Source organism: Streptomyces sp. NPDC090021 (assembly GCF_044748225.1).
Taxonomy (GTDB): domain Bacteria; phylum Actinomycetota; class Actinomycetes; order Streptomycetales; family Streptomycetaceae; genus Streptomyces.
In genome coordinates, this window is the sequence record NZ_JBIVFO010000082.1 from 1 (window position 1) to 10,011 (window position 10,011).

General features: G+C 70.3%; 10 protein-coding genes. 4 read left to right on the plus strand and 6 right to left on the minus strand.

Going from position 1 to position 10,011, the window contains the following annotated elements:
* Positions 1-124: 124 nt before the first annotated feature.
* The 3 genes from guaB to ACIPXC_RS34695 all read right to left on the minus strand — a co-directional run bounded on the left by guaB (position 125) and on the right by ACIPXC_RS34695 (position 3,358).
* Complete coding sequence (gene guaB / locus ACIPXC_RS34685) at positions 125-1,624, minus strand: IMP dehydrogenase (protein WP_401626405.1); 1,500 nt, start codon at positions 1,622-1,624, stop codon at positions 125-127.
* Between the two features lie 113 nt (positions 1,625-1,737).
* Positions 1,738-2,367, minus strand: coding sequence for a sigma-70 family RNA polymerase sigma factor (locus tag ACIPXC_RS34690; RefSeq protein ID WP_386465491.1), 630 nt, complete (start codon positions 2,365-2,367; stop codon positions 1,738-1,740).
* Positions 2,368-2,746: 379 nt separating this feature from the next.
* On the minus strand, positions 2,747-3,358 hold the full coding sequence (locus tag ACIPXC_RS34695) for a response regulator transcription factor (protein WP_003948568.1): 612 nt from the start codon (positions 3,356-3,358) through the stop codon (positions 2,747-2,749).
* Between the two features lie 390 nt (positions 3,359-3,748).
* On the opposite strand from ACIPXC_RS34695, the gene ACIPXC_RS34700 reads away from it, so the two are divergent.
* Positions 3,749-4,075, plus strand: a complete 327-nt coding sequence (locus tag ACIPXC_RS34700) for a WhiB family transcriptional regulator (protein ID WP_030960963.1) — start codon at positions 3,749-3,751, stop codon at positions 4,073-4,075.
* A 114-nt stretch (positions 4,076-4,189) separates the two neighbouring features.
* On the opposite strand, the gene ACIPXC_RS34705 is transcribed toward ACIPXC_RS34700, so the two are convergent.
* Positions 4,190-5,089, minus strand: coding sequence for a LysR family transcriptional regulator (locus ACIPXC_RS34705; RefSeq protein WP_401626409.1), 900 nt, complete (start codon positions 5,087-5,089; stop codon positions 4,190-4,192).
* Positions 5,090-5,179: 90 nt separating this feature from the next.
* Here ACIPXC_RS34705 and ACIPXC_RS34710 point away from each other — a divergent pair, with 90 nt between their 5' ends.
* The 3 genes from ACIPXC_RS34710 (at position 5,180) to ACIPXC_RS34720 (ending at position 7,477) form a co-directional block, all read left to right on the plus strand.
* On the plus strand, positions 5,180-5,866 hold the full coding sequence (locus ACIPXC_RS34710; protein WP_401626422.1) for an MOSC domain-containing protein: 687 nt from the start codon (positions 5,180-5,182) through the stop codon (positions 5,864-5,866).
* Between the two features lie 31 nt (positions 5,867-5,897).
* Positions 5,898-6,671: an SDR family NAD(P)-dependent oxidoreductase gene (locus tag ACIPXC_RS34715; protein ID WP_401626413.1), complete on the plus strand. Its 774-nt coding sequence runs from the start codon at positions 5,898-5,900 to the stop codon at positions 6,669-6,671.
* Between the two features lie 95 nt (positions 6,672-6,766).
* Positions 6,767-7,477, plus strand: coding sequence for an ester cyclase (locus ACIPXC_RS34720; protein ID WP_401626416.1), 711 nt, complete (start codon positions 6,767-6,769; stop codon positions 7,475-7,477).
* Between the two features lie 64 nt (positions 7,478-7,541).
* On the opposite strand, the gene groL is transcribed toward ACIPXC_RS34720, so the two are convergent.
* Positions 7,542-9,170 (minus strand): chaperonin GroEL, encoded by a 1,629-nt coding sequence (gene groL / locus ACIPXC_RS34725; protein WP_401626419.1) that lies wholly within the window; start codon positions 9,168-9,170, stop codon positions 7,542-7,544.
* Positions 9,171-9,281: 111 nt separating this feature from the next.
* Positions 9,282-9,590, minus strand: a complete 309-nt coding sequence (groES, locus tag ACIPXC_RS34730; RefSeq protein WP_030011064.1) for a co-chaperone GroES — start codon at positions 9,588-9,590, stop codon at positions 9,282-9,284.
* Between the last annotated feature and the right edge of the window lie 421 nt (positions 9,591-10,011).

The window sequence follows — 10,011 nt, forward strand, 5'->3', positions numbered from 1 at the left end:
CCCGACAACGTGGCCGATCTGCGGACGGCCATGGATCCCGCGGCGCCCGGGGTCGCCCGGTTCGTCCTGGACGTCGCCGGGGTGCCGGCCGGTGGCCGGGTCCGCCCCTCCGTGTCGCGCCTGCTCAGCCCTTGCGGCTGTAGTTCGGGGCCTCGACGGTCATCTGGATGTCGTGCGGGTGGCTCTCCTTGAGACCGGCCGAGGTGATGCGCACGAAGCGGCCGTTCTCCTGGAGCTCGGGCACGGTGCGCCCGCCCACGTAGAACATCGACTGGCGCAGGCCGCCGACGAGCTGGTGGACGACCGCGGCCAGCGGGCCGCGGTAGGGCACCTGGCCCTCGATGCCCTCGGGGATGAGCTTGTCGTCGCCGCCCACGCCCTCCTGGAAGTAGCGGTCCTTGGAGAAGGAGCGCTGGTCGCCGCGGGACTGCATCGCGCCGAGCGAGCCCATGCCGCGGTAGGACTTGAACTGCTTGCCGTTGATGAAGAGCAGCTCGCCCGGGGACTCCTCGCAGCCCGCGAGCAGCGAGCCGAGCATCACCGTGTCGGCGCCCGCGACCAGGGCCTTGGCGATGTCGCCGGAGTACTGCAGGCCGCCGTCGCCGATGACCGGGACGCCGGCCGCCTTGGCGGCGAGGGAGGCCTCGTAGATCGCGGTGACCTGCGGGACGCCGATGCCGGCGACGACGCGGGTGGTGCAGATGGAGCCGGGGCCGACGCCGACCTTGATGCCGTCGCAGCCGGCGTCGATCAGCGACTGGGCGCCGTCGCGGGTCGCGACGTTGCCGCCGATGACATCCACGGAGGAGTTCGACTTGATCTTGGCGACCATGTCGCCGACCAGGCGGGAGTGGCCGTGGGCGGTGTCGACGACGATGAAGTCGGCGCCCGCCTCGATCAGGGCCTGGGCGCGGTCGTACGCGTCACCGGCGACGCCGACGGCGGCGCCGACCAGGAGGCGGCCGTCCTTGTCCTTGGCGGCGTTCGGGTACTTCTCGGCCTTGACGAAGTCCTTGACCGTGATGAGGCCCTTGAGGACGCCCGCGTCGTCGACCAGCGGAAGCTTCTCGATCTTGTGGCGGCGCAGCAGCTCCATGGCGTCCACACCCGAGATGCCGACCTTGCCCGTGACCAGCGGCATCGGGGTCATGACCTCGCGCACCTGGCGGCTGCGGTCCGACTCGAACGCCATGTCGCGGTTGGTGACGATGCCGAGGAGCTTGCCCGCGGGGTCGGTGACCGGGACGCCGGAGATGCGGAACTTCGCACAGAGCTCGTCGGCCTCGCGCAGGGTCGCGTCCGGGTGCACCGTGATCGGGTCGCTGACCATGCCGGACTCGGAGCGCTTGACGAGGTCGACCTGGTTGGCCTGGTCGGTGATGGAGAGGTTGCGGTGCAGCACGCCGACGCCACCCTGGCGGGCCATCGCGATGGCCATACGGGCCTCGGTGACCTTGTCCATGGCCGCGGAGAGCAGCGGGATGTTCACGCGCACGTTGCGCGAGATGAGGGAAGAGGTGTCGATGTCGTCCGGCGCCATGTCCGACGCGCCCGGCAGCAGCAGCACGTCGTCGTAGGTCAGTCCGAGCGTGGCGAATTTGTCGGGCACTCCGTCGGCGGTCATGACACCTTCCCAATGGTCTTGCTCAGCGCGGACGTCCATGCTAACGGGATCGCGACGCGTCTCATTCCACGACCAAGGTCAACCAGAAGTTTCGTAGTTTCCTACGGGTAGCCCTACTGCTCGGCGAGCGCGCGCAGCCGGCTGAGGGCCCGGTGCTGGGCCACGCGCACGGCTCCGGGGGACATCCCGAGCATCTGGCCGGTCTCCTCCGCGGTCAGCCCGACGGCCACCCGCAGCACGAGGAGTTCACGCTGGTTCTCCGGCAGGTTCGCCAGCAGCTTCTTGGCCCATGCGGCGTCACTGCTGAGCAGCGCGCGCTCCTCCGGGCCCAGGGAGTCGTCCGGCCGCTCCGGCATCTCGTCCGACGGCACGGCCGTGCTGCCCGGGTGCCTCATGGCGGCCCGCTGCAGGTCGGCGACCTTGTGCGCGGCGATGGCGAAGACGAAGGCCTCGAAGGGGCGACCGGTGTCCCGGTAGCGCGGCAGCGCCATCAGGACGGCGACGCAGACCTCCTGCGCCAGGTCCTCCACGAAGTGGCGAGCGTCACCCGGGAGCCGCGACAGCCGGGTGCGGCAGTAGCGGATCGCGAGGGGGTGCACGAAGGCGAGCAGGTCGTGCGTGGCCTGCTCGTCGCCCTCCACCGCGCGGCGTACGAGCGCGCTGACGCCCCCGGCACTGCCGCCGGCGGCGGCGCCGGTGGGGCCTGTGGCCGCAGGGGACCCCAGGGCCTCGTCGTCGCGCATCCGTCCATGGTGCCTTGGCGCCGGAGCATCCGCGGCACCGTGGCCCTTGTTGTACGTCGAAGCGTTATGAGCGGGTGCGCCGGAACTCTTCATCTGCGCCCTCCCCTCCCGCTCGGCCGAATAGTCCCCGAGAGACTCCACACCCTCAAGGATGCGGCATCGCGCACGAAGCGAGACGTCCCCCGGATTGTGCCCCGCCAACCCCCGGGTGCGCACCGGGTACGGCGGGACGGGGCTACCGCGACGAGAAGAGGCGCCGGGAGGCACCGGGCGACGGCAAGAGCGGCGCGCCGCCCCGTCCACCGGTGGGTGGCGGACGGGACCGCTCTCGACGATCCGCGGTCTGCGGCGGACCGGGCCGGGCCCGGCCGCGGCCGGATCAGCGGACGAGACCCCAGCGGAAGCCGAGCGCCACGGCGTGCGCGCGGTCCGAGGCGCCGAGCTTCTTGAACAGTCGGCGCGCGTGCGTCTTGACGGTGTCCTCCGAGAGGAAGAGCTCGCGCCCGATCTCCGCGTTGGACCGGCCGTGGCTCATGCCCTCCAGCACCTGGATCTCACGCGCGGTGAGGGTGGGCGCGGCGCCCATCTCGGCGGAGCGGAGCCGGCGGGGGGCCAGTCGCCAGGTCGGGTCGGCGAGGGCCTGGGTGACCGTGGCCCGCAGTTCGGCGCGCGAGGCGTCCTTGTGCAGGTAGCCGCGGGCGCCGGCGGCGACCGCGAGGGCCACGCCGTCCAGGTCCTCGGCGACCGTCAGCATGATGATGCGGGCGCCGGGGTCGGCCGAGAGGAGGCGGCGGACCGTCTCCACACCGCCGAGCCCGGGCATCCGTACATCCATCAGGATCAGGTCGGAGCGGTCGGCGCCCCAGCGGCGGAGGACTTCCTCGCCGTTGGCAGCCGTCGTCACACGCTCGACGCCGGGCACGGTGGCAACCGCGCGACGGAGCGCCTCTCGGGCAAGCGGGGAGTCGTCGCAGACGAGGACGGATGTCATGACCGCCCTCCGCAGCTGCTGATGCGCGTCACCTTGAGCCTCCAGGCTGGTACGTATCGTCACCTGTGCGGTCGATGCCCCCGGACATCTGTCCGAGAACTCATTGGTTCAACCGCCTTCGCACTCTCAACGATGGTCACTCGAAAGAGTTACGGGTCGGACGGACACCTTCGGCACTCTACGTGAGGAGGCGATCACATCGGTGGAGGCGCACGCCACCTGTCCTCCATCTGGAGCTATGCCCTATTTGGCGGCTTTCCTTCCGTTTGGCACGTGTCTGAGGCTAGATTCCCAATGAGTCATATTTACATCTACTCCGACAGTAGGTGTGGAGACCCTTGGAGACATGGACCCGTATCCGCCTCAGTACCGGCACCAAGAGGACTACCCATGGCAGATTTCTCCCGCCTCCCCGGACCGAACGCCGACCTCTGGGACTGGCAGCTGCTAGCCGCCTGCCGCGGGGTCGACAGCTCCCTGTTCTTCCACCCGGAAGGCGAGCGGGGCGCGGCCAGGAGCGCGCGCGAGGCCTCGGCTAAAGAGGTCTGCATGCGATGCCCGGTTCGTTCGGAATGCGCCGCGCACGCACTCGCCGTCCGTGAGCCCTACGGGGTGTGGGGCGGCCTCACCGAGGACGAACGCGAGGAACTGATGGGCCGCGCCCGGCATCGGCTCATCCCCGCGTCGAGTGCGATCGGACCGACCGCGCCGCACTGAGAGCCGACGAAACGACGGAAGGAACGTTTCCTCCGCACCCATCGCACGCCCGGGCGCGTCGCCGCCCGGTCCCGGTTTCACGCGTTCGGCCGTACGCGCACCCCGCGCGTACGGTCAGCGCGCGGCCGCCCGCTCCAGCTCGGCGAGCGTCGCGGCCACGGCCGGCACCCGGGCCAGGTCGGGCAGGGTCAGCGCCACGACCTCCCGCTCGACGGCCGGCTCCACGACGAGCGTGCTGACGCCCTTGGCCCGCACGGACTCCACCGCGAGCTCCGGCAGCACCGCGACGCCCAGCCCCGCGCTCACCAGGCCGACCACCGCCGGGTAGTCGTCGGTGGCGAAGTCGATGCGCGGGGTGAAGCCCGCGTCCTCGCACACCTCCACCAGATGCCTGCGGCAGCGCGGGCAGCCCGCGATCCAGGGGTCGTCCGCCAGTTCCGCCATGCCCACGCGCTCCGCCCCGGCCAGCGCGTGCCCCTCGGGAACCAGTCCCACGAGCCGGTCGGTCAGCAGCGGCCGCACCACGAGGTCGTCCCACTCGGCCGCGGACCCGGCCGCCCCGCCATAGCGGAAGGCCAGCGCCAGATCGCAGTCGCCCTCGCGCAGCATCTCCACCGACCGCGGTGGCTCGGCCTCGACCAGGGAGATACGGGTGCCCGGGTGCTCGGCGCGCATCGCCGCGAGCGCGGTCGGCACCAGGGTGGAGCTGCCGCTGGGGAAGGACACGAGCCGCACCCGGCCGGCGCGCAGCCCGGCGATGGCCGCGACCTCCTCCTCGGCGGCCGTCAGCCCGGCCAGGATCCCGGCGGCGTGCCGGACCAGGGCCTCGCCCGCCTGTGTCAGCCGCATCTCGCGTCCGGTACGGATGAGCAGCGGGGTGCCGGCCGACTGCTCCAGCGCCTTCATCTGCTGGGAGACGGCGGGCTGGGTGCAGCCGAGTTCGCGCGCGGCGGCGGAGAAGGACCCGGTCCCGGCGACGGCGCGCAGTACCCGGAGATGACGTGCCTCGATCACCCTTCGAGCATAAGGCCCTCTTTTATCGCTGCGCCAATACCCCCCGTGACGCTTTGGGGGCCGCGCGGTTAGCCTGTGCTCATGGGCCCCATGCATCTGATCTCCGTGAACGTCGGTACCGCCACTCCTTCCGAGCACACCGACTCGGAGAGCGGGGCGACGGGCATCGGCAAGCGTCCCGTGCCCGGCCCGGTCCGCGTCTTCGCCCCGGGCGACAAGGCCACCGGCCTGGGCAGTGGACTGGAGGGCGACGCCATCTGCGACCGCCGCCACCACGGCGGCGACCACCAGGCCGTGTACGCGTACGCCCGCGAGGACCTCGACGTGTGGGAGCGGGAGCTGGGCCGCGAGCTGCCCGGCGGGTGCTTCGGCGAGAACTTCACCACCTCCGGCATCGACCTGAACACCGCACGGCTCGGCGACCGCTGGCGGGTCGGCGCGGACCTCGTCCTGGAGGTGGCCTCGGCCCGCATCCCGTGCCGCACCTTCCAGGGGGCACTGGGCGAGGCGGGCTGGGTGAAGCGGTTCACCCGGGAGGCCCGGCCGGGCGCGTACCTGCGGGTGATCCAGGAGGGCTCGGTCTGCCCCGGGGACCCCATCGAGATCATCCACCGGCCGGACCACGACGTGACGGTGCAGCTGTGGTTCCGCGCCTTCACCACCGAACGCGCCCTCCTGCCGCGCACCCTCGCCGCTGGCGCGGCGATGGAGCCGAAGGCACACGAGACCGTGCGCCGGTACGTGGAGAAGTACGGGGCGGGGGCCGGGGCGCGTTAGAGCTGTCGTCCGGGGCGGCTAGGTTGCGCCTATGACGACTGCGCTGATTACGGGATCCACGGCGGGCATCGGCGCCGCCTTCGCACGCAAGCTCGCCGCCCAGGGCCACAACCTGGTGCTGGTCGCACGCGACACGAAGCGGCTGGGCGAGCAGGCCACCGAGCTGCACGACCGGCATGGCATCGAGGCCGAGGTGCTGGCCGCCGACCTCGCCACCGAGGCGGGCATCGCAGCGGTCGAGAAGCGCCTCGGCGACCGTACGCACCCCGTGGACCTGCTGGTCAACAACGCCGGCTTCGGCAACAGGGGTCGCTACCTGGAGGTCTCCATGGCCGACGAGCTGACCATGCTGAAGGTGCACGTCGAGGCGGTGCTGCGGCTCACCTCGGCGGCCTCGGAATCGATGCGCTCGCGCGGCCGCGGCGGCGTGATCAACGTGGCCTCGGTGGCCGCCTTCGTACCCCGGGGTACCTACGGGGCCAGCAAGGCCTGGGTCGTGCAGTTCACCCAGGGCGCGGCGCGGGACATGGCGGGGTCCGGGGTCCGGCTGATGGCGCTGTGCCCCGGCTTCGTACGGACGGAGTTCCACCAGCGCGCCGGCATGGGCACGGACAACATCCCCGGCTGGATGTGGCTGGACGCCGACAAGCTGGTGGCGGCGGCCCTGTCCGACCTGGCGCGCGGGAAGACGGTGTCGATCCCGGACCCGCGGTACAAGGCCCTGATGGGCGTGGTGAAGCTGACGCCGCGCGGGCTGCTGGGCGGGGTGTCCTCGCGCACGGGCCGCAAGTACGGGCCCCAGTAGTGTTCGTGACCTGCGGGTAAGCCCTCACCCGAGCCGCCAAACCGGCTAAATCTCCCTAAAATGGACATGTTCCATCTCCACTGGGAGGCGACGCGATGACATTCGTACAGGTGATCGATTACGAGACCACGCGGTTCGATGAGATGAACGCGCTCATCGACCGCTGGGCGGAACAGAGCAGCGGCAGGCGCACCGCCACGCACACGATGATCGGCCAGGACCGCGAGGCCCGGAACCACTACGTGGACATGGTGGAATTCGCCTCGTACGAGGAGGCGATGAAGAACTCCCAACTCCCTGAGACGGACCGGATGTTCCAGGAGATGGTGGCCCTCTGCGAGGGAATGCCCACCTTCATGAACCTCGACGTGGTCCGCGACGAGCACCTCAACAAGCAGCTCTGCAACCGGGTGCTCCAGGAAGCCGTCGCGGGCGGCGACATGGGCGTCCTCGACGAGTGCTTCGCGGTGAACTACATCGACCACGACGTCAGCAAGGAGGAACCCACCGTCGTCGGACGCGAGGGCATGCGCTCCGACATGGAGATGTGGCGCGCGGGATTCGACATGACCTTCGAGCCGGTGGCCCAGGTGGCCGAGGGCGACATGGTCACGACGGTGTGGAACTGGCGCGGCACCCACAAGGGAGAGTTCATGGGGGTCGCACCGACGGGCAAGACGTACGAGATGTCCGGGACCACGACCTTCCGGTGCGCGAACGGAGAGATCATCGAGGGCTGGTGGCACTACAACCCCGCAGCCCTGCAACGCCAGATGGGCGGAACCGGAATGCCCTACGGAACCTGAGACCCGAACACGGGGAAGGCCCCGCCCCGCGACTGCGGAACGGGGCCTTCGACGTGGAACGCGATCAGTGGCTGTGGCCGTGACCGTGGCCGTGACCGGCCTCGCCCTCGTCCTCCGCCGGCTTCTCGACGACCAGGGTCTCGGTCGTGAGCAGCAGGGAGGCGATGGAGGCGGCGTTCTCCAGCGCGGAACGGGTGACCTTCACCGGGTCGATGACGCCGGCCTTGACCAGGTCGCCGTACTCGCCGCTGGCGGCGTTGAAGCCCTGACCCTTGTCGAGCTCGGAGACCTTCGAGGTGATGACGTAGCCCTCCAGGCCCGCGTTCTCGGCGATCCAGCGCAGCGGCTCGACGGCGGCGCGGCGCACGACCGCGACACCGGTGGCCTCGTCGCCCGACAGGCCGAGGTTGCCCTCCAGGACCTTGACGGCGTGGACAAGCGCGGAGCCACCGCCGGAGACGATGCCCTCCTCGACCGCGGCGCGGGTCGCGGAGATGGCGTCCTCAAGACGGTGCTTCTTCTCCTTGAGCTCCACCTCGGTGGCGGCGCCGACCTTGATGACGCAGACGCCGCCGGCGAGCTTCGCCAGGCGCTCCTGCAGCTTCTCGCGGTCCCAGTCCGAGTCCGTGGCCTCGATCTCGGCCTTGATCTGGTTCACGCGGCCGAGGACCTCCTCGGAGCTGCCCGCGCCGTCGACGATGGTGGTGTCGTCCTTGGAGATCGTGACGCGGCGGGCGGAGCCCAGTACGTCCAGACCGGCCTGGTCGAGCTTGAGGCCGACCTCCTCGGCGATGACGGTGGCACCGGTGAGGGTGGCCATGTCCTGCAGCATCGCCTTGCGACGGTCACCGAAGCCCGGGGCCTTGACGGCCACCGCGTTGAAGGTGCCGCGGATCTTGTTGACGACGAGGGTGGAGAGCGCCTCGCCCTCGACGTCCTCGGCGATGATCAGCAGCGGCTTGGAGCCACCGGCCTGGATGACCTTCTCCAGCAGCGGCAGGAGGTCCTGGATCGAGGAGATCTTGCCCTGGTTGATCAGGATGTACGGGTCGTCGAGGACGGCCTCCATACGCTCCTGGTCGGAGACCATGTACGGGGAGAGGTAGCCCTTGTCGAAGGCCATGCCCTCGGTGAACTCCAGCTCCAGGCCGAAGGTGTTGGACTCCTCGACGGTGATGACACCGTCCTTGCCGACCTTGTCCATCGCCTCGGCGATGAGCTCGCCGACCTGGGTGTCCTGCGCGGAGAGCGCGGCCACGGCGGCGATGTCGGACTTGTCCTCGATCGGGCGGGCGGTCGCGAGGAGGTCCTCGGACACGGCCTTGACCGCGGCGTCGATGCCCTTCTTCAGGGCGGCCGGGGAAGCACCGGCGGCGACGTTGCGCAGACCCTCGCGGACCAGCGCCTGGGCCAGCACGGTGGCGGTGGTGGTGCCGTCACCCGCGATGTCGTTGGTCTTGGTCGCCACCTCCTTCACGAGCTGCGCGCCCAGGTTCTCGTACGGGTCGTCCAGCTCGACCTCGCGGGCGATGGTGACACCGTCGTTGGTGATGGTGGGGGCGCCGAACTTCTTGTCGATGACGACGTTGCGGCCCTTGGGGCCGATCGTCACCTTGACCGTGTCGGCAAGCTTGTTGACGCCGCGCTCGAGGGCGCGACGGGCGTCCTCGTCGAACTTCAGGATCTTCGCCATGGGAGCGGTTCAGCCCTCTCGAAAACTCGGTTTAACGGGCTGCGCCCCTCGCCGCCCGGCAATCAGCGGGGTGACCAGGGGCGCAGCTCAAAGCAGTGCTGTGAAGCGAAATTACTTCTCGACGATCGCGAGCACGTCGCGAGCCGAGAGGACGAGGTACTCCTCGCCGCTGTACTTCACTTCGGTGCCGCCGTACTTGCTGTACAGCACGATGTCGCCGACGGTGACGTCCAGCGGGAGACGCTGGCCGTCCTCGAAGCGACCCGGACCAACCGCGAGGACGACGCCCTCCTGGGGCTTCTCCTTCGCGGTGTCCGGGATGACCAGGCCGGAGGCCGTGGTCTGCTCGGCGTCGAGCGGCTGGACCACGATGCGGTCCTCAAGCGGCTTGATGGCAACCTTGGAGCTGGCGGTCGTCACTGTCCGACCTCCCCCTTCGGAGATCCGGGGTTAACTGTCTGAGGTGGCGACCAGGTCGATCCGTCGTCGCGGGTGCCGGACCTGCCTGTCGCTGTGTTGGCACTCACCCGGGGCGAGTGCCAGGTGCGAGACTATTCCGGTGATTAGCACTCGGTCAAGCGGAGTGCCAATTCCCGGCCTCCGGGTGTTGCGGAGCGCCTGCGGCGGGCTCGGCGGTGTGGGCGGGGCTTCGGCGGATCGGCTCCCGCCGGGGGTGACCACTGCCGCTGCCCCGGACTCGGCGGTACGGGTCGGCTCCCGCCGGGGGTGACCACTCCTGCGCCGGACTCGGCGGTACGGGTCGGCTCCCGCCGGGGGTGGCCAATGCCCCTGTGCCGGGCTCGGCGGTACGGGTCGGCTCCCGCCGGGGGTGGCCAATGCC

What these genes read in the sequence shown, in the direction of transcription:
- ACIPXC_RS34710 (WP_401626422.1), top strand. Translation starts at nt 5,180, where the DNA reads ATGCATCTGATCTCCGTGAACGTCGGTACCGCCACTCCTTCCGAGCAC.
- ACIPXC_RS34715 (WP_401626413.1), top strand. Translation starts at nt 5,898, where the DNA reads ATGACGACTGCGCTGATTACGGGATCCACGGCGGGCATCGGCGCCGCC.
- ACIPXC_RS34720 (WP_401626416.1), top strand. Translation starts at nt 6,767, where the DNA reads ATGACATTCGTACAGGTGATCGATTACGAGACCACGCGGTTCGATGAG.
- groL (WP_401626419.1), bottom strand. Translation starts at nt 9,170, where the DNA reads ATGGCGAAGATCCTGAAGTTCGACGAGGACGCCCGTCGCGCCCTCGAG.
- guaB (WP_401626405.1), bottom strand. Translation starts at nt 1,624, where the DNA reads ATGACCGCCGACGGAGTGCCCGACAAATTCGCCACGCTCGGACTGACC.
- ACIPXC_RS34690 (WP_386465491.1), bottom strand. Translation starts at nt 2,367, where the DNA reads ATGCGCGACGACGAGGCCCTGGGGTCCCCTGCGGCCACAGGCCCCACC.
- ACIPXC_RS34700 (WP_030960963.1), top strand. Translation starts at nt 3,749, where the DNA reads ATGGCAGATTTCTCCCGCCTCCCCGGACCGAACGCCGACCTCTGGGAC.
- ACIPXC_RS34695 (WP_003948568.1), bottom strand. Translation starts at nt 3,358, where the DNA reads ATGACATCCGTCCTCGTCTGCGACGACTCCCCGCTTGCCCGAGAGGCG.